Source organism: Cupriavidus agavae, assembly GCF_004217045.1.
GTDB lineage: Bacteria > Pseudomonadota > Gammaproteobacteria > Burkholderiales > Burkholderiaceae > Cupriavidus > Cupriavidus agavae.
Genome location: NZ_SGXM01000001.1, coordinates 246,924 through 264,807, shown reverse-complemented (window position 1 = coordinate 264,807; position 17,884 = coordinate 246,924). Strand labels below are relative to the sequence as shown.

Here is a 17,884-nt window from a genome sequence, read left to right as displayed (position 1 = left end):
CCGGTGGGAAAAGCGCGGCGGCACCGCGTGGCGCGGTTGCGCGCTATCCTACCGCAACTGCCACGGACACCCTGCCGGGCACCCGCACCGCCCCAGCGCCCCGCCGGTTGTTACAGCCCCCGAAATCCGGCATAATCCGCGTTTCATCGTCGCGCGACGGCCATTCTGGTCCGTTGCCGAACCCAGGCCCGGGTGGTGAAACAGGTAGACGCAGGGGACTCAAAATCCCCCGCCGCAAGGCGTGTCGGTTCGAGTCCGACCCCGGGCACCAGAATTCCTCTTCCCTTCTTCCCTTCCCCCCGCTTCACTCCGCCTCAGGCCAGCTCAAGCCAGGTTCTTCACCCCTCCGCCCCATACCGGGTCAGCTCGATCCCGGCCGCCGTCAGTGCCTTGCGGAACTCCTCGGGCGCCAGCAGCGGGCGGGCCTCGTTGAAGCGCCATGACTCCTTGCGGCCCGGGTGGACCGAGACCTCGGTCAGGCCCTCGGGCACCATCTCGGGCAGGCGCTTGGCCCACATCTCGTCGCCGCTGTCCACGGCGCAGTAGTAGTCGGTGCGCATCAGGCCCCAGAACGGGATCGAGAACACGTTGTTGATCACACGGCGTTTGCCGTTGGGGCGCAGGAACACGTTCTGCGGCCGGCGCACCCAGCTCACGCCGGCGCGGCGCATTTCCGAGCGCAGCGAATAGATGATGGTCGGGAACTTGTGCAGGTGGCCGTGGCTGTCGATATGGGTCACCTGCACGTGGTTGTCGCGCAGTTCCTCCAGTTGCACGCGGAATTCGCGGCGGATGTCGGCCACGGTCAGCTTGCCGAGCATGGCGGCCATGCGCTGGTCGTCGCTTTCGCGGAAGCTGCCGGTTTCGTCGCACAGCGATTTCGGGCATTCCTCGGCGGCGGGCGCAAAGCCGTCGACGATATTGAAATGGAGTCCGAACGAGAAACGCCTGGCGTTGGCGCGCGCGTACTCGTAGGCCTGCTGCGAGGCTTCGCAGCCGACCATGATCGTGGCGCTGGTCAACAGGCCCGCTTCAAAGCAGTCCACGGTGGTGTTGCAGGTTTCGGTATCGAAACCGAAATCGTCGGCATTGATGATCAGGCTTCGCATGTCAGAGACTCCGGTCGTCCACTTGCTGGTTCGAATCGTTCCGGCCACGGCAAACCTGCCGCAGCCTGCACGGTGATCAACTCGAAGAAATGGAGCGTGAAGCACATCCAAGCCAGACCGCTGTCCTGCGCCCGCACTAAGCCCCGTTCCAGTGTCGACAATGCTTTTGTTCTTTGTTTTATGTGGCAGACATTCAGCCGCTGCCATGACTGCATCATGCCCCGTAAGGGTTGCCGCCTATGTGCGGTTCCGCTCGTTGCAGCGTCCCGTACGGGAACGCTTTTCACAGACCATGGCACAGCCGGCGCACCCGGTATGTGGTCCATCCCACGCTAAGGCACGGGCGGGTCGGCGGCGGCCGTCACCAGGCAAGTGCCGCCCGGCTCGCGGGGCCGGACGACGATGTCGACGCGCTGGTCCAGCGCGGCCAGCGCACGGATCAGGATGTCGATGGGCAGCCGGCGCAGCCGGTAGCGGCGCACCAGCGACATCGCGTAGGGCAGCGCGCGTGGCACGGCCGCCGGCAGCGCGGCGGCATGGCGCTCGTCGAGCAGGGCGCAAAGGCGCCCCGCCAGCATGGCGCGCGCGTCGAGGGTGTGGCTGTCGTCGACCATGGCCAGGTCGAAGGGCAAGGGATCGTGTCGCATCCCACCATTGCGCCGTATTCCGGGCGCCCACTCAATGAGACGATTCGCAAAATAGCGGGGTCAAGTCAAACAGCCGGCATGTCAGACACAATCCGCTGGCGTGTGCCCGGCCGGTTGCATAAGCTTGCAGGCTGCAACCGGACGGCCCGCCGCGCGGCGCCCGTCCGGCCTGCCAATCACTCGACATCGACCCAGGGAACCCGACTATGAAGCGTTTTTCCGCCACCGCCGCGGCCTTCGGCTGCGCCGCCCTGCTTGCCGGCTGCGCCGGCGCGAACATGGACAGCCTGAGCCAGGCCGGCGGCAGCCTGTTCACGGCCGCCACGCTCAGCGATGCCAGCGTCAAGCAGCTCTCCGACCAGTCCTGCGCGGAGATGGACAAGAAGAACACGGTCGCCCCGGCCGACAGCACCTATGCCAAACGGCTCGTCAACATCATGGGCGGCCTCAAGAACACCGGCCTGCCGCTCGACGCCAAGGTCTACATGACCAAGGACATCAACGCCTGGGCCATGGCCAACGGGTGCGTGCGCGTCTACAGCGGGCTGATGGACCTGATGACCGACGACGAGGTGCGCGGCGTGCTGGGCCACGAGATCGGCCACGTGGCGCTGGGGCACACCAAGGCTGCCATGCAGGTGGCGTACACCACGGCGGCCGCGCGCGGCCTGCTGGGTGCCACGGGCAATGCCACGCTGACGGCGCTGTCGTCATCGCAGATCGGCGAGCTGGGCGAGACCTTCGTCAACGCACAGTTCTCGCAGCGCCAGGAATCGGCGGCCGACGATTATTCGTTCGACCTGCTGACCAGGAACGGCGCGAATCGCCAGGCGCTGGTCACCGCGTTCCAGAAACTGGCCAAGCTCGACGGCGGCAAGTCGAGCATGCTGAGTTCGCACCCGGGCTCGGAGGCGCGCGCCAAGCACATCCAGGACCGTCTCAACAGCGGCAAGTAAGCGCCGGCACCCTGCCCGCCTGATCCTCGGACGCCCCGCCCCGCGCGGGGCGTCTGCTTTGGTGCGCCGATATCGCATATCGCACATCCCAAGAATCTAAAGGTTTTACGATCCCGTTTAATACGGTGCCAAAACCTTTCAGTACGCGCCGCCCGGCCCGACGCTGATAATGCCTCACGCCCCGCGGCCTGGCCGCGCGGGCTTGCCATGCGCCAGGGAGGCCCGCGCCGCGTCATGGCACCAACACCGCCCCGTGCACCGGTTCCGCCGGCGTGCGGCCGAATGCCTCCCAAGTCCAACTCCCCTGCCTTTCGCCACTGCGACCGGCGCTGACGGCCGCCGCCGTGGCAGGCGCCCTGCCATGGCGCCGCAGTCGCTGTCCGGCGTGTCCCGGCGCCAAGCTGCCGGGACATGCGCCTCTCATCGCGTGACGCTTCAAAGGAGGTTCCATGGATTGGTTGCACACCATTTTCCAGAAGTCGCCCGAATCGGCGCTGTTCCTGTCGCTGGCCGTCGGCTACGCCCTCGGCAAGATCACGTTCGGCAAGTTCCAGCTGGGCGGGGTGGCCGGGTCGCTGCTGGCGGCCGTGGTCATCAGCCAGGTGGGCGTGGAGATCGACAATGGCGTGAAGGCCGTGATGTTCGCGGTCTTCATCTACGCCGTGGGCTACGAGAGCGGGCCGCAGTTCTTCAACTCGCTGAACCGCAGTTCGCTGCGCGAGATCGCCATGGCCGTGTTCATGGCCGTGGCAGGGCTGGTCACCGTGGTGGTGCTGGCCAAGCTGTTCCACCTCGACAAGGGCCTGGCCGCCGGGCTGGCAGCGGGTGGCATGACGCAGTCGGCCATCATCGGCACCGCCGGCGACGCCATCACCAAGCTCGGCCTGCCGCCTGACGTGGTCAAGACCATGCAGGCCAACGTGGCCATCGGCTATGCCGTGACCTACGTGTTCGGTTCGCTGGGCGCGATCATCGTCTGCGTGAATATCCTGCCGCGCTTCATGGGCTCGGACCTCAAGACCGATGCCAAGAAGGTGGAGGCGGCGATGCATGGCGGCCTGCCGCAGTTCGGGCCGGGCCAGGCGGGCGCGCTGCCGCGGCTGGTGGGGCGGCTGTTCCGCGTTACCACTGGCGCGGGCAAGTCTGTCAAGGACATCGAGGTAGGCGGCGAGGACCTGATCACGGTGGAGAAGATCCAGCGCGGCGGCAAGCCGTTCGCCTTCGACCAGGACACCGCGCTCGAAGCCGGCGATCTGGTGCTGCTCGTGGGCCGGCGCGACGCCATGGTGCCCACGGCGCTCGTGATCGGCGAGGAAGTGGCCGACGCCGAAGGCATGGGCATGGTCATGCAGACCCGCCGCGCGGTGTTCACGCTCAAGGGCATGAACAACAAGTCCGTCACCGAGATCGTCGCCGAGGTGGGCCGCGAGATGCGCCACGGCGTCTATCTGGAACGGATCGAGCGCTACGACCACCCGCTGCCGATCCTGCCCGACGTGAAACTGCAGCACGGCGACATCCTGACCTTCTACGGCACCCCCGAGGACACCAAGCGCGCCGCCAAGCTGGCCGGCTACGAGCTGGTGCCGAGCGAGAAGACCGATTTCGTCTACTTCGGGACGGGCGTGCTGGTGGGCCTGCTGATCGGCCTGCTGGTGGTACGTATCGGCTCGATCCCGCTCACGCTGGGTTCGGGCGGCGGCGCACTGCTCTCGGGGCTGGTGTTCGGCTGGATGCGGTCCAAGCATCCGATGTACGGCGCGATGCCCACCCCGGCCTGCCAGTTGCTCAAGGATTTCGGACTTGCCGCGTTCGTGGCCATCGTGGGCCTGAACTCGGGGCTGCAGGCGGTGGACACGCTGCGCCAGAGCGGGCTGACGATCTTCCTGCTGGGCGCCGTGGTCACGCTGCTGCCGCTGTTCCTGACGATGCTGTTCGGCCGCTACGTGCTCAGGTACGACAACGCCGCGCTGCTGGCCGGCGCGCTGTCGGGCTCGCGCAGCGCCAACCCGGCCTTCGGCGGCATTCTCGACAAGGCCGAAAGCCCCGTGCCGACCGTGCCCTTCGCCATTACCTATGCCCTGGCCAACGTGCTGCTGACACTGCTTGGCCCGCTGGTGGTCGGCTTCGTCTGACCGCCCCGCCCCACCCACCGATCGGATTCCCAGGAGGAGCTACACCATGAGCAAACCGGATCTCTCCAAGCTGTCGAGCCTGTCGCCGTTCGAACTCAAGGACGAACTGATCAAGCTGGCCAGCAGCGACGCCAACCGCCTGATGCTCAACGCCGGGCGCGGCAACCCCAACTTCCTCGCCACGGTGCCGCGCCACGGCTTCTGGCAACTTGGACTTTTTGCGATGCGCGAGTCGGAGCGCTCGTTCCAGTACATGCCCGAGGGCGTGGGCGGCTTTCCGCGCCGCGAGGGCATCGAAGAGCGCTTCGACCTGTTCGCCCGGGAGTTCCACGAGGTGCCGGGCGTGAAGTTCCTGGCCGGCGCGGTCTCGTATGTGCGCGATCAACTCGGCCTCGACGCCAGCGATTTCCTGTACGAGATGTGCGAGGGCATCCTGGCGTGCAACTACCCGGTGCCGGACCGCATGCTGAAGCTCAGCGAGGTCATCGTGGGGCAGTACATCCGCCGCGAGATGATCGGCAGCCATCCGTTCATCGGCGAGTTCGACCTGTTCGCGGTGGAGGGCGGCACGGCCGCCATGACCTACCTGTTCAACTCGATGCGCGAGAACCACCTGCTCAAGGCCGGCGACAAGATCGCGCTGGGCATGCCGATCTTCACGCCCTACATCGAGATCCCGGAACTGAACGACTACCAGCTCGTGGAACTGTCGATCGACGCCGACCCCGAATCGCGCTGGCAGTATTCGAACAAGGAACTGGACAAACTACGCGATCCTTCGGTCAAGGCGTTCTTCCTGGTCAATCCGAGCAACCCGCCGTCGGTGCGGATGAGCGACGAGAGCCTGGAGTACCTGGCGTCGATCATCGAGGAGCGCCCGGACCTGATCATCCTGACCGACGACGTCTACGGCACCTTCGCCGACAACTTCGTCTCGCTGTTCGCCCTCTGCCCGCGCAACACCATCCTGGTCTATTCGTTCTCGAAGTACTTCGGCGCCACGGGCTGGCGGCTGGGCGTGATTGCCACGCACCGCGAGAACATCTTCGACGAGAAGCTCGCAAAGCTGCCGGACGACCAGCGCCAGCAACTGCACAAGCGCTACCACTCGATCACCACCACGCCGGACCAGCTCCCGTTCATCGACCGCATCGTGGCCGACAGCCGCACCGTGGCGCTGAACCACACGGCGGGCCTGTCCACGCCCCAGCAGGTACAGATGGTGCTGTTCTCGCTGTTCTCGCTGATGGACACGCCCGACGCCTACAAGCAGGCGATGAAGCGGCTGATCCGCAGCCGCAAGGCGGCGCTGTACCGCGAGATCGGCATCGCGCCCGACGGTGCGGAAGATCCGAACGTGGTGGACTACTACACGCTGCTCGATATCGAACAGCTCGGCGGCAAGGCCGTGGGGCCCGAGTTCGTGAAATGGGTGCTGGCGTCGGCCGAGCCCGCCGAACTGCTGTTCCGGCTGGCCGAGGAAGCCGGCGTGGTGCTGCTGCCGGGCCGCGGCTTCGGCACGCGCCATCCGTCGGGCCGGGTCTCGCTGGCAAATCTCAACGAGTCGGACTACCAGAAGATCGGCAAGTCGATCCGCAAGCTGTTCGAGGAATACGTCGAGCAGTACAACAAGGCCACGGGCAGCAAGGCCAACACCAAGGTAACGAAGAAGTAATCTCCTGCGCAGTACGGTGCGGGGCGCACGCTCCGCACCACCCCCGCCTTGCCCTCCCTCCGACTTCCTCCCCCTGCGCTCCCATTCTGCAAACGATCATTCTCCGTTTGTCATTTAGATAATCGGCGATTTATCCGATCCAGATAATAGGCGCAACGCCATCCGCATAATATCCACACGCCGCACCCATTCGGGCGATGCGGCATGTCGCCCCATTCACCACAATATTTCTAAAGAAAATGCTATTTCGCCTTACACGCCGCATGGCGGAAAAGGCGGACATTACCGCCACTGGGTGCGGTGCGACACTCTCAAATTTCTCAAATTCGTAAAACAGCTATTAAACAGGCATTGCTCGAATTCATAGACTTCAGGCGTAACAGATTGATACAAAGCCGCGAACTTCATTATGGATACCGACCGGCCCATGTCGATCTGCCCGCCCCCGTCATTCTTGATGGCGGTTTCATCCACTAACCGAAGAGAGAAGTCCAAATGAAACCCATTCGCCAAACCCTGTTGTTCGGCCTGATTGCCGTTGCCGCCGCGCTGCCGCTTGCCGCCTCGGCCTCGGACGGCACCATTACCTTCACGGGCCAGATCTCGTCGCAGACCTGCACGATCGGCGGCAACGGCGGCGGCTCCAGCACGTTCACGGTGACGCTGCCATCGGTATCCACCTCCGCGCTGGCCACGGCCGGTACCACGGCCGGGCGCACGCCCTTCAGCATCCGCCTGACGGGCTGCACCACGGATTCGGGCAATGCGGCCGTCTACTTCGAACCGGGCGCCACCATCGACGCCGCCACCGGACGCCTGATCAACGTAGCCACCGCCTCGCCGGCCAGCAATGTCCAGGTGGGCATTCTCAACGCCGACATGTCGCCGATCATGCTCGGCGCCGGTTTCGATTCGCAGAACTCGCAGCAGGTGGCACTGGCTGCCGGCGCCGCGACGCTGAACTACAACGCGGAATACGTGGCCACCGGCACGCCAGCCTCAGGCAACGTCTCCACCTCCGTCGTCTACTCGATCGTCTACCCCTGACCGGCCGCACGCTGGTTGCGTCACGGAGAGCCGGCTGCCGCTCTCCGGTTGTTCCACATTGCCTGGGGAGTGCCTATGTCGAACATCCAGCCCGCCTGCCGCGCCATTGCGGCGGTGTTGTGCCTGCTGGCCGGAATCAGCCCCGCCCTGGCCTCGGTGGTGCTCAACGGCACGCGCGTGGTCTACCAGGAGCCGCAGCGCGAGGTGGCCCTGCGGGCCACGAATGACGGCACCACGCCGTCACTGGTGCAGGCCTGGATCGACGCTGGCAACCCGGACGCGCCGCCCGACGACGCCAACGTGCCCTTCCTGCTCACGCCACCGCTGTTCCGGATCGATCCCGGCAACGGGCAGACGATGCGGATCATCCTGGCCGGCGAGCCGCCGCCGGGCGAGCGGGAGACCCTGTACTGGCTCAACGTCCTGGAAGTGCCACCCACCGCGGCACCGGGCGAGGGGCCGCCCAACACCCTGCAGTTCGCGTTCCGCACCCGTATCAAGCTGTTCTACCGCCCGGCCCCGCTCGACGCCGACGGCGCCTCGCAGGCGGCCGGCAAGGTGGCCTGGCGCTTCGTCAGGAAGGACGGCGGCTATGCGCTGGAAGGCAGCAATCCCACTCCGTACCACATCACGTTCGTGCGCGTGAAGCCCAGGGTAGGCAGCCGGACATACGCCAACGGCGACGGCGGCATGGTGGCGCCGGGCGGCACGCTCGAACTCGACATCGGCAAGCCCGCCAGCGTGCCTGCCGCCACGCCCGACCGCGTGGATTTCAGTTTCGTGAACGACTACGGCGGCGCCACGGATGGGTTCGTGGACACGCGCGCCACGACCGGGCACTGACGACATGACGCCACTGGACACGCGGCCCCGCCGCGCCCGCCTCTGGTGGGCCCTTGCCAGCCTGCTGCCGGCCGCCACGGCCCTGGCCCAGGACAACGCCGAAATCCAGTTCCACGAGGAACTGCTGCGCCGCTCTGGCGGCAACCGCATCGACGTGACGCCCTTCTCGCGCGCCAACGCCATCGTTCCGGGTGACTACGTCACCGACATCTTCGTGAATGGCGAGTGGTCTGGCCGCGAGACCGTGCGTTTCGAGGCCGGCAGCGCCGGCGTGGCGCCGTGCATCACGCGCTCGCTGGCCACCCGCATGAAGCTCGACCTCGAGGCACTGTCGCCGCAGGGTCGCGCTGTGCTGGCCGGCACCGGCGACGGCACCTGCACACCGCTGGCCGCCGTGGCCAGCGACGCCGGCTGGTCGTTCAACGTCAACGACCTGCGCCTGAACCTGAGCGTGCCCCAGGCGCTGCTGCGCCGCACGCCCCAGGGCTACGTACCGCCCGAATTCTGGGATGCCGGCATCCCGTCTGCCACGGCCGGCTACACCTTCAACTCGTACCACACCACGGGCAGCTATGGCGGCACGACAAGCTTTCTCGGCATCGACGCCGGCGTGAACGTCGGCTCGTGGCACCTGCGCCAGCGCTCGTCGATGACCTGGATGCCCGCCGACCGCGGCGGCTACGACTACCAGAACATCGCCACCTACCTGCAGCACGACATCCCGTCGTGGCGCAGCCAGCTGACGCTGGGCGATGCCTTCACCGACGGGGCGATTTTCGACAGCTACTCGATCCGCGGCCTGAACCTGTCCAGCGACGACCGCATGCTGCCCGATTCGTACCGTGGCTATGCGCCGGTGGTGCGCGGCGTGGCGCGCAGCAACGCGCGGGTCACGATCACCCAGAACGGCAACCGGCTGCGCGAGACCACCGTGGCGCCGGGCCCGTTCGAGATCAACGATCTCTACGCCACCGGCTACGGCGGCGAGCTGCTGGTGACCGTGACCGAGGCCGATGGCTCGTCGCACACGTTCACGGTGCCGTATGCGTCGGTGGTGCAACTGCTGCGGCCCGGCATATCGCGCTACTCGTTCACGGCCGGCGAATACCGCAACTCGCGCGTGACGCAGAGCGAGAAGCTCATGCAGGCCACGTTCCAGCACGGCCTCTCGAACCTGATCACGGGCTACGGCGGGCTGGTCTACGCCAACAGCTACCAGGCCGGGCTGGTCGGCATGGCGCTGAACTCGCCCGTGGGCGCCTTCGCGCTGGACATCACGCAGGCCCATGCCGACGTGCCCGGCTCCGCCGACAACACGGGCCAGAGCTATCGCGCCAGCTACAGCAACGTGGTGCCGTCCACCCGCACCAACATCACCGTGGCGGCCTACCGCTATGCGTCGAGCGGCTTCTGGCAGATGGGCGACGCGTTCCTGGCGCGCTCCTACGCCAACGCCGAGAACGGCCCGGTCGTGCTGCGCCGGCGCAACCAGTTCCAGCTCACGGTCAACCAGCGGCTGCCCGACGGCTGGGGCAGCCTATATGCCACGGGCAGTTCGCTGAGCTACTGGGACCGCGAGGGCACCGCGAACCAGTTCCAGATCGGCTACAACAACGTGGCCCGCCTCTTCCGGCTGCCGTTCACCTACAACCTGGCCGCCTCGCGCCTGATAGACGGCACCACGGGCCGGCTCAGCACGCAGGTGTTTGCGGGCTTTACCGTGCCGCTGGGCCGCAGCCCGCGCGCCCCGATGCTGTCGTTCGGCTACACCGAGGACAGCGCCAACGGCGATTCGCAGCAACTGCTGGTCACCGGCACGGCGCTGGCCGACAGTTCGCTCAGCTACGGGATCGGCGGCACCCGCTCCAACGACACCGCTACCGGGAGCGGCAACGTCCAGTACCGCAGCCCCTACGCCACGCTCTCCGCCTCGGCCTCCGCCGGCGAGCACACCTCGCAGTTCTCGGTGGGCCTGCAGGGCGCGCTGGTGGCGCACAGCGGCGGCGTGACCCTGGCAAACTACGTGGCCGACACGGTGGCCGTGGTCGAGGCCAAGTCGGCGCGCGGCGCGCACATCCTCAACGTGCCGGGCGTGCGCGTGGACCGCTTCGGCTACGCCGTGGTGCCCTATCTGGTGCCCTACGGGTTGAACACGATCGAGATCGATCCGCGCGGCATGCCGGCCGACATGGAGTTCCGCGCCACCAGCACCCAGGTGGTGCCACGCGCGAATTCGGTGGTAAAGGTGCGCTTCGAAACGCTGACTGGCCGCTCGGCCATCGTGGTGAGCCGGGCGCCCGATGGCTCGGCGCTGCCGTTCGGCGCCACCGTGTCCAACGAGGCCGGCGTGGATGTGGGAATCGTCGGCCAGGGCGGCCGGATCTTCGTGCGGGGTGTGGAAGACAGCGGCCGGCTGGTGGTCCGCTGGGGTGCGCCGGGGTTGCGCCAGTGCCAGATCTCCTACGCACTGCCGCCGCATGACACCGTGCTCAAGCGCCATGTCCTCGTGGAGGCGCCCTGCGAACCGCTCGACGCCACCGTATCGGGCAGCGCGGCACGCCGTGCCGTGAACTGAATGCCCATCCCCGCACGCCCATCCCTGAATGGCATCCCTGAACGCCAAGCCCGGACCATGACGACATGACGATGACACGCTTCGATTGGATTCACCGCATCCGGGCGGCAGCGCTCGCCATGGCCTGCCTGGCGCTGGCCCCGGCGGTGCAGGGGCAGACGACGCTCCAGTGCACGATGCAGACCTCGCCCGCCACGATCTGGTTCAACGACGTTTCCGTGGCACGCGATGTCGCGGCGGGCACGCCGCTCAGCGAGGTAGTCAGTACCTCCACCTCGGTCAACTGTCCCGCCAATCCCGGGCCAACCAACAACGGCTTCCTGCTCCAGTACTATCCCGCCGTGCCGGTTTCGTCGGTCGTGCCGGACGTCTGGGAGACCGGGCTGCCGGGCATTGGCGTGCGGGTGCTGAACGTGGACTACAACAACCGGGATCTGTCGAGGGTCGGCTCCGGCAGCTGGGGCGCCTTCGCGCCCGACATCACCTCGGCGTCCCCCTTCACCGGCAGCTACACCTTCACCTACCAACTGATCAAGACCGGGCAGGCCACCACCACCGGCACGGTGGTGGTCCCCCACATGTTCACCCTGGTGAGCCACAACGTGCCGGCCAACGTCACCTCGCCTCCGTTGTCGCAGGTCGGCATCGGCAACACCACCGTCACGGCCAGGTCCTGCAGCGTCAGCACGCCGAGCATCGCCGTGACGCTGCCCACCGTGGTCCGGTCGCTGCTGTCGCCGGTCGGCGCCACGGCCGGCGAGACCGGCTTCCAGATCGGCCTGACCTGCGATGTGGGCGCCACGGTCTATGTCACGCTGAGCGACGCCACCACGCCCGGCAACCGCACCGACCAGCTCACGCTGACCAGCGGCTCCACCGCGCGCGGCGTGCAACTGCGCATCACGCGTCCCACCGGCGAATCGATCAGCTTCGGCCCCGACTCGGCCCTCGCCGGAACCGTGAACCAGATCCTGGTCGGTCCCTCGGACAGCACCAGCGCCATCCCGCTGCGCGTGCGCTACATCTCCACGGGCGAGGTCACGCCCGGCACGGTCAACGCGCTGGCCACCTTCACGATGAGCTACCAGTAGCGGCCGGCGCTCAGCGCGCCTCGACGAAGGCCAGCACCGTCTCCAGCATCTGGCGGATTGCCGGGCGGATGTTGGCGGCCTTGCCCTCGTCGTAGGCGAACGGATGCACCTCTTCCATGTACGAGGACTGCGTCTGCTCCAGCTGGATGGCGTGGACGCCGTCGGCCGGGTTGCCGTACTGGCGCGTGATATAGCCGCCCTTGAAGCGGCCGTTCAGCGCCGCCGTGTGCGCCGGCACGCCGCCGGCGATCTCGAACAGGCGCGCGGCCAGTCCGGCATCGCAGCTCTTGCCATCGGCGGTGCCGAGGTTGAAATCGGGCAGCTTGCCTTCGAAAAAGCGCGGCAGCACCGAGCGGATCGAATGGGCGTCCCACAGCGCGATCGTGCCGTGCGCGGCGCGCAGGCGCTGCAGTTCTCCCTGCAGCGCGTTGTGGTACGGGTGCCAGACGGCGTCGCGGCGCAGCGCAATCTCGGCGTCGTCCGGGCCAGTCGTGCCATCGCCGTAGACCGGGGTCTTGTCGAACGTGTCAACCGGGCACAGGCCCGTGGTGTCCTGGCCGGGGTAGAGATTGGCGTTGTCGGGCGGGCGGTTCAGGTCCACCACGTAGCGCGAGTGCGTGGCCATCAGGATCGAGGCGCCGAGTTCGCGTGCGAAATCGTAGAGCCGGTCCATGTGCCAGTCGGTGTCGGGCACGGTGCGGGCCTCGGGCGTCAGGCGCGCGGCCAGGCCGGCCGGAACATGGGTGCCGACGTGCGGCATCGACACCAGCAGCGGGCGCGTGCCACGGTGCAGGGTGAAAGCGGGAATTTCGGTCTGGAACTGGGACATCGTATTTCAGGGGCGGCTTCGGGAGGGTGTCAATCGGCCAGCAGGTGGGCGCGCGCAGCGGCAAACCGCTGGCCGGCGTCGGCCTGCAGCGGATGCGCGCCATGCTGCACGCGGCACACGCCGGCCGTGCGGACTTCCGCAAGTGTCTCATGCCCGTGGCTGGCGAACACGTGGCTGGCCAGCGCGCGGGGGCCGTCCAGCCCCGCCAGCGTCGGATGCCGGCCGTCGAGCACGAGAAAATCGGCCCGCTGCCCGGTGGCCAGTCCGGCCACGTCGCGCGCCGCCGCGCGGGCGCCGCCGGCCACGGCATCGAGCCAGAGCCGGTCCGCCACCTGCGCATGGCGCTCCGAGGCCAGTACGTTGCGGCGCTGCAGGCCCAGCCGCTGCCCATACTCGAAGGTGCGCAGTTCCTCGGCCGCGCTCACGCTCGCGTGGCTGTCCGAGCCCACGCCCCACGCCCCGCCGAGCGCCAGGTACGGCGCCGCCTCGAACACGCCATCGCCAAGGTTGGCCTCCGTGGTCGGGCAGATCCCGGCCACGGCGCCGCTCTGGGCCAGCCGGCGGCGCTCGTCCCAGTCCATGTGGGTGGCGTGCACCAGGCACCAGCGCGCATCCACGGGCAGGTGGTCGAGCAGCCATTGCACCGGGCGCACGCCGCACCACGCCAGGCAGTCGTCCACCTCCTTCTGCTGCTCGGCGATATGGATGTGCACCGGCGCGGTGGCGTCCACCGCGTACAGCGCCGCCACGGCGTGCGCCAGGCTGTGCGGCGGCACCGCGCGCAGCGAGTGCGGCGCCAACCCGAGCCGGGCGCCAAACGCCGCGCAGTGCGGGGCCAGCCGCTCCAGCAGCGCGTGCATGGCGTCCACGTCGTTGAGAAAACGGCGCTGGTCGGCCTGCGCCGGCTTGTCGCCGAAGCCGGCGGTCTGGTAGAGCACCGGCAGCAGCGTCATGCCGATGCCGGCGGCCTGCGCCGCGCGCAGCAGCCGCAGCGACATCTCGGCGCGGTCCGCGTACGGCGTGCCGTCGGTATCGTGATGGACGTAGTGGAACTCGCAGACGCTGGTGTAGCCGGCGCGCAGCATCTCGATATAGAGCTGCGTGGCGATGGCTTCGAGCGTGTCGGGCGAGAGCCGCAGCGCGAAGCGGTACATCAGCGTGCGCCAGCTCCAGAACGAATCGCCACCGGCCGGATCGTCGCCGGGCGCCACGCTGCGATACTCGGTCAGCCCGGCAAACCCGCGCTGGAACGCGTGGGAGTGCAGGTTCGGCATGCCGGGCAGCACCGGGCCGGCCGCGTGCGATATCCCGGCATGGGCAGGATCGGGGGCCACGCCGGCCTCGACCGCCGTGAACACCCCCTGCGCGTCCCACGCCAGCCGCACGTCCTTCGCCCAGCCTTCGGGCAGCAGCGCCCAGGGCGCGAACAGTTGCCCGGCGCTCATCGGATCACCCTGCCCTGCCGCACCACGCCGGCACACGGGTTGCGGCCGAACCAGTAAGCCAGCTCGGCCGGCGACTGCACCCGCCACAACGCGAAGTCGGCGGCGCGTCCCACCGCCAGCGTGCCGTGGCGTTGCGCCGCGCCGAGCGCGCGCGCCGCATGGGTGGTCACGCCGGCCAGCACTTCGGGCACGGTCATGCGGAACAGCGTACAGGCCATGTTCATCATCAGCAGCAGCGAGGTGGTGGGCGACGTGCCCGGATTGTGGTCGGTCGAGATCGCCACCGGCACGCCGTACTGGCGCAGCAGCGCAAGCGGCGGCAGGTGCGTATCCCTCAGGAAATAGTAGGCGCCCGGCAGCAGCACCGCCACCGTGCCGGCCTCGGCCATCGCCGCCACGCCGGCCTCGTCGAGGTGTTCGAGGTGGTCGGCGGACAGCGCCCCGTGCCGCGCCGCCAGTGCCGCGCCGCCGAGGTTGCTCAACTGTTCGGCGTGCAGCTTGACCGGCAGGCCATGGCGTGCGGCGGCGTCGAACACGCGGGCGGTCTGTTCTGGAGAAAATCCGATGCCTTCGCAGAACGCATCGACGGCATCGACCAGTTTCTCCTCGGCCAGCGCCGGCAGCATCGTGCCGCACACCAGATCGATATAGTCGTCGGCCCGCCCGGCGTACTCGGGCGGGAGCGCGTGGGCGCCGAGGAAGGTGGTGTGGACCGCCACGCGGCAGGTCTCGCCCAGTCGCCGTGCCACCCGCAACTGCTTGCGCTCGGCATCGAGCGAGAGCCCGTAGCCGGACTTGATCTCGATGGCCGTGACGCCCTCGGCCAGCAAGGCTTCGAGCCGGGGCGCGGCCTGCGCGAACAGGGTGGCTTCGTCGGCCTCGCGCGTGGCGCGCACGGTCGACACGATGCCGCCGCCGGCGCGGGCGATCTCCTCGTAGCTGGCCCCGGCCAGCCGCATGGCGAACTCGTCGGCGCGCTGGCCGCCGTAGACCAGGTGCGTATGGCAATCGACCAGTCCTGGCGTGATCCACAGCCCGCCGGCGTCATGGCGCGGCAGCGTGGCGAACGACTCCGGCAGCGACGCGAGCGGCCCGAGCCACGCGATGCGGCCATCCACGACCACCAGGGCGCCGTCGCGGATGGCCCGTTCGGGATCGGCATCGGGCAGCAGGTGGCAGTGGTGCCAGATGCCATCGGCGGACGGCGCGTCGTGGGGTGTCATCGTTCGGGCTCCAGGTTCAGGGTCACGCGCAGGCAGAGCGCGTCGGGATCGGCGGGGCGCAGCGTGACGGCCGGCACACCGGCTTCCAGCACCACGCCCTCGCCTTCGGCCAGCCGCGCGCCGTCGCCCTGCCATGCGCCGCGCACGGCCAGCAGCAGCACGGTGGCCTCGTCGGAACCGGCGTCGAATGGCTCGCGCATCGGCCGCACCTCGGCGCGGCACACGCCCCGCCGCGTCATCACGTTGAAGTCGCGCGTGGCGCCATCGACCAGCGTGGCATGCACGGCGGTGTCGCCGGAAAACGCAAACGGCTCGCCCACCTTCAGCAGCTTGTGGCAGAACGAATCGTCGTGAGCCTGCAGATGCACGCCGGCGCCGTCCAGCAGCACGATCTGGCGGTCGATGCCCGGAAACGCCGAGAACGGGCCATCGGTCGCGATATCGGCCACGCTCACGCGCCACGCGAAGGCGTCCATGCCCGCGCCGGGCGGCCAGACGGCAATTTCGCGCGTGGTGCCGCCGCCGTTCTTCCACGGCGTGGCGGCGATCTCGGCCAGGGCAAACCTGCGGGTCATCGTTTCACCATCGGCAGGTCGAGGCCCTTCTCCTTCGCGCAGTCGATGGCGGTCTCGTAGCCCGCGTCGGCATGGCGCATCACGCCGGTGGCGGGGTCATTCCAGAGCACGCGCTCGATGCGCTTAGCGGCCGCGTCGGTGCCGTCGCAGACGATCACCACGCCGGCATGCTGCGAGAAGCCCATGCCCACGCCGCCGCCGTGGTGCAGGCTGACCCACGTGGCGCCGCCGGCCGTGTTCAGCAGCGCGTTGAGCAGCGGCCAGTCGGACACGGCATCGGAGCCATCGCGCATCGCCTCGGTCTCGCGGTTCGGCGACGCCACCGAGCCGCAGTCCAGGTGGTCGCGGCCGATCACGACCGGCGCCTTCAGTTCGCCGGACTTCACCATCTCGTTGAACGCCAGCCCGGCGCGGTGGCGCTCGTCCAGCCCCACCCAGCAGATGCGCGCCGGCAGCCCCTGGAACGCGATACGGTCGCGCGCCATGTCGAGCCAGCGGTGCAGGTGCTTGTCCTCGGGGAACAGCTCCTTCATCTTGGCATCGGTCTTGTAGATATCCTCGGGGTCGCCCGACAGCGCCACCCAGCGGAACGGCCCCTTGCCCCGGCAGAACAGCGGGCGGATGTACGCCGGCACGAAGCCCGGGAAGTCGAACGCGTTTTCCACGCCTTCGTCGAACGCCACCTGGCGGATGTTGTTGCCGTAGTCGAGCGTCGGCACGCCCATCTGCTGGAACGCCAGCATGGCGTTGACGTGCCTGACGATCGAGCTGCGCGCCGCCGCCTCGACCGCCTTGGGGTCGCGCTGGCGCAGGTCTTCCCACTGCGCCACGGTCCAGCCCTCGGGCAGGTAGCCGTTGACGAGGTCGTGCGCCGAGGTCTGGTCGGTGACGATGTCCGGACGAATGCCGCCGGCCTGCGCGCGGCGCACCAGTTCCGGCACGATCTCGGCCGCGTTGCCGAGCAGGCCCACGGAAATCGCCTCGCCAGCCTTCGTGGCGGTGTCGATCATCGCCAGCGCCTCGTCCAGCGTGGTCGCCTTCTTGTCGAGATAGCGCGTGCGGATGCGGAAGTCGATGCGCGACTCCTGGCACTCGATCGCCAGCACGCACGCCCCGGCCAGCACGCCGGCCAGCGGCTGCGCGCCGCCCATGCCGCCCAGCCCGGCCGTGAGAATCCACTTGCCGGTCAGGTCGCCGCCAAAGTGCTGGTTGCCGGCCTCGACAAAGGTCTCGAACGTGCCCTGCACGATGCCCTGCGTGCCGATATAGATCCAGGAACCCGCCGTCATCTGGCCGTACATCATCAACCCGGCGCGGTCGAGTTCGCTGAAATGGTCCCAGTTGGCCCAGTGCGGCACGAGGTTCGAGTTGGCGATCAGCACGCGCGGCGCGTCGGCATGGGTGCGGAACACGCCCACCGGCTTGCCCGACTGCACCAGCAGCGATTCTTCCTCGCCCAGCCGGCGCAGGCTGTCGAGGATGGCGTCGAAGCACTCCCAGTTGCGCGCGGCCTTGCCGATGCCGCCGTAGACCACCAGATCCTGCGGACGTTCCGCCACATCGGGGTCCAGGTTGTTCTGGATCATGCGGTAGGCCGCTTCGATCAACCAGTTCTTGCAATGGAGCTGGGTGCCGCGCGGGGCACGGATCTCACGCTGGCCGCGGGCGGTGAATTGGGTTTCGTTGGCGTTCATGGTTGTCTCGTTCTCGATTATGTCTGGTTCGGCTTGCTCC

Annotated in this window: 14 protein-coding genes and 1 tRNA gene; 8 read left to right on the top strand and 7 right to left on the bottom strand. The window is 68.1% G+C overall.

From position 1 onward, the window contains the following. The first annotated feature begins 186 nt into the window (after positions 1 to 186). Positions 187 to 271: transfer RNA gene (locus tag EV147_RS01230), tRNA-Leu, on the top strand. 67 nt (positions 272 to 338) lie between these two features. Here the strand turns inward: EV147_RS01230 and EV147_RS01225 are convergent. Both EV147_RS01225 and EV147_RS01220 read right to left on the bottom strand, forming a co-directional pair. Next, complete coding sequence (locus EV147_RS01225) at positions 339 to 1,109, bottom strand: ChbG/HpnK family deacetylase (RefSeq protein ID WP_130389316.1); 771 nt, start codon at positions 1,107 to 1,109, stop codon at positions 339 to 341. Between the two features lie 332 nt (positions 1,110 to 1,441). Next, on the bottom strand, positions 1,442 to 1,756 hold the full coding sequence (locus EV147_RS01220) for a hypothetical protein (protein WP_130389315.1): 315 nt from the start codon (positions 1,754 to 1,756) through the stop codon (positions 1,442 to 1,444). A gap of 206 nt (positions 1,757 to 1,962) precedes the next feature. Here EV147_RS01220 and loiP point away from each other — a divergent pair, with 206 nt between their 5' ends. The 7 genes from loiP (at position 1,963) to EV147_RS01185 (ending at position 12,078) form a co-directional block, all read left to right on the top strand. Beyond that, on the top strand, positions 1,963 to 2,712 hold the full coding sequence (gene loiP, locus EV147_RS01215; RefSeq protein WP_130389314.1) for a metalloprotease LoiP: 750 nt from the start codon (positions 1,963 to 1,965) through the stop codon (positions 2,710 to 2,712). 449 nt (positions 2,713 to 3,161) lie between these two features. Beyond that, complete coding sequence (gene aspT, locus EV147_RS01210; RefSeq protein WP_130389313.1) at positions 3,162 to 4,847, top strand: aspartate-alanine antiporter; 1,686 nt, start codon at positions 3,162 to 3,164, stop codon at positions 4,845 to 4,847. Between the two features lie 46 nt (positions 4,848 to 4,893). Then, positions 4,894 to 6,522, top strand: coding sequence for a bifunctional aspartate transaminase/aspartate 4-decarboxylase (locus tag EV147_RS01205; RefSeq protein WP_130389312.1), 1,629 nt, complete (start codon positions 4,894 to 4,896; stop codon positions 6,520 to 6,522). Between the two features lie 495 nt (positions 6,523 to 7,017). After that, positions 7,018 to 7,569, top strand: coding sequence for a fimbrial protein (locus tag EV147_RS01200; protein WP_130389311.1), 552 nt, complete (start codon positions 7,018 to 7,020; stop codon positions 7,567 to 7,569). 75 nt (positions 7,570 to 7,644) lie between these two features. Continuing rightward, entirely contained in the window at positions 7,645 to 8,412 is a 768-nt protein-coding gene (locus tag EV147_RS01195) for a fimbrial biogenesis chaperone (protein WP_130389310.1), read from the top strand. Between the two features lie 4 nt (positions 8,413 to 8,416). Further along, positions 8,417 to 10,987, top strand: coding sequence for a fimbria/pilus outer membrane usher protein (locus EV147_RS01190; RefSeq protein ID WP_130389309.1), 2,571 nt, complete (start codon positions 8,417 to 8,419; stop codon positions 10,985 to 10,987). A gap of 71 nt (positions 10,988 to 11,058) precedes the next feature. Further along, entirely contained in the window at positions 11,059 to 12,078 is a 1,020-nt protein-coding gene (locus EV147_RS01185) for a fimbrial protein (protein ID WP_130389308.1), read from the top strand. Positions 12,079 to 12,088: 10 nt separating this feature from the next. On the opposite strand, the gene hutG is transcribed toward EV147_RS01185, so the two are convergent. From hutG to hutU, 5 genes are read right to left on the bottom strand one after another with little or no spacing between them, the layout of a single operon-like run. After that, positions 12,089 to 12,907, bottom strand: coding sequence for an N-formylglutamate deformylase (hutG, locus tag EV147_RS01180; protein ID WP_130389307.1), 819 nt, complete (start codon positions 12,905 to 12,907; stop codon positions 12,089 to 12,091). Positions 12,908 to 12,936: 29 nt separating this feature from the next. Then, a complete protein-coding gene (locus tag EV147_RS01175) occupies positions 12,937 to 14,352 on the bottom strand; it encodes a formimidoylglutamate deiminase (RefSeq protein WP_130389306.1) in 1,416 nt (471 codons plus the stop codon). Further along, complete coding sequence (gene hutI, locus EV147_RS01170) at positions 14,349 to 15,575, bottom strand: imidazolonepropionase (protein ID WP_130389305.1); 1,227 nt, start codon at positions 15,573 to 15,575, stop codon at positions 14,349 to 14,351. The genes EV147_RS01175 and hutI overlap by 4 nt, the downstream gene beginning before the upstream one ends. Then, positions 15,572 to 16,150, bottom strand: a complete 579-nt coding sequence (locus EV147_RS01165; RefSeq protein WP_130389304.1) for a HutD/Ves family protein — start codon at positions 16,148 to 16,150, stop codon at positions 15,572 to 15,574. The genes hutI and EV147_RS01165 overlap by 4 nt, the downstream gene beginning before the upstream one ends. Next, positions 16,147 to 17,844, bottom strand: coding sequence for a urocanate hydratase (gene hutU / locus EV147_RS01160; protein WP_130389303.1), 1,698 nt, complete (start codon positions 17,842 to 17,844; stop codon positions 16,147 to 16,149). Before hutU ends, EV147_RS01165 begins: the two co-directional genes overlap by 4 nt. Between the last annotated feature and the right edge of the window lie 40 nt (positions 17,845 to 17,884).

Excerpts from the sequence above, each read along its gene's own strand:
- hutI (WP_130389305.1), bottom strand. The coding sequence starts at position 15,575 with ATGACACCCCACGACGCGCCGTCCGCCGATGGCATCTGGCACCACTGC.
- EV147_RS01175 (WP_130389306.1), bottom strand. The coding sequence starts at position 14,352 with ATGAGCGCCGGGCAACTGTTCGCGCCCTGGGCGCTGCTGCCCGAAGGC.
- EV147_RS01195 (WP_130389310.1), top strand. The coding sequence starts at position 7,645 with ATGTCGAACATCCAGCCCGCCTGCCGCGCCATTGCGGCGGTGTTGTGC.
- EV147_RS01165 (WP_130389304.1), bottom strand. The coding sequence starts at position 16,150 with ATGACCCGCAGGTTTGCCCTGGCCGAGATCGCCGCCACGCCGTGGAAG.
- hutU (WP_130389303.1), bottom strand. The coding sequence starts at position 17,844 with ATGAACGCCAACGAAACCCAATTCACCGCCCGCGGCCAGCGTGAGATC.
- EV147_RS01200 (WP_130389311.1), top strand. The coding sequence starts at position 7,018 with ATGAAACCCATTCGCCAAACCCTGTTGTTCGGCCTGATTGCCGTTGCC.
- loiP (WP_130389314.1), top strand. The coding sequence starts at position 1,963 with ATGAAGCGTTTTTCCGCCACCGCCGCGGCCTTCGGCTGCGCCGCCCTG.
- EV147_RS01190 (WP_130389309.1), top strand. The coding sequence starts at position 8,417 with ATGACGCCACTGGACACGCGGCCCCGCCGCGCCCGCCTCTGGTGGGCC.
- EV147_RS01225 (WP_130389316.1), bottom strand. The coding sequence starts at position 1,109 with ATGCGAAGCCTGATCATCAATGCCGACGATTTCGGTTTCGATACCGAA.
- EV147_RS01220 (WP_130389315.1), bottom strand. The coding sequence starts at position 1,756 with ATGCGACACGATCCCTTGCCCTTCGACCTGGCCATGGTCGACGACAGC.
- EV147_RS01205 (WP_130389312.1), top strand. The coding sequence starts at position 4,894 with ATGAGCAAACCGGATCTCTCCAAGCTGTCGAGCCTGTCGCCGTTCGAA.
- EV147_RS01185 (WP_130389308.1), top strand. The coding sequence starts at position 11,059 with ATGACACGCTTCGATTGGATTCACCGCATCCGGGCGGCAGCGCTCGCC.
- aspT (WP_130389313.1), top strand. The coding sequence starts at position 3,162 with ATGGATTGGTTGCACACCATTTTCCAGAAGTCGCCCGAATCGGCGCTG.
- hutG (WP_130389307.1), bottom strand. The coding sequence starts at position 12,907 with ATGTCCCAGTTCCAGACCGAAATTCCCGCTTTCACCCTGCACCGTGGC.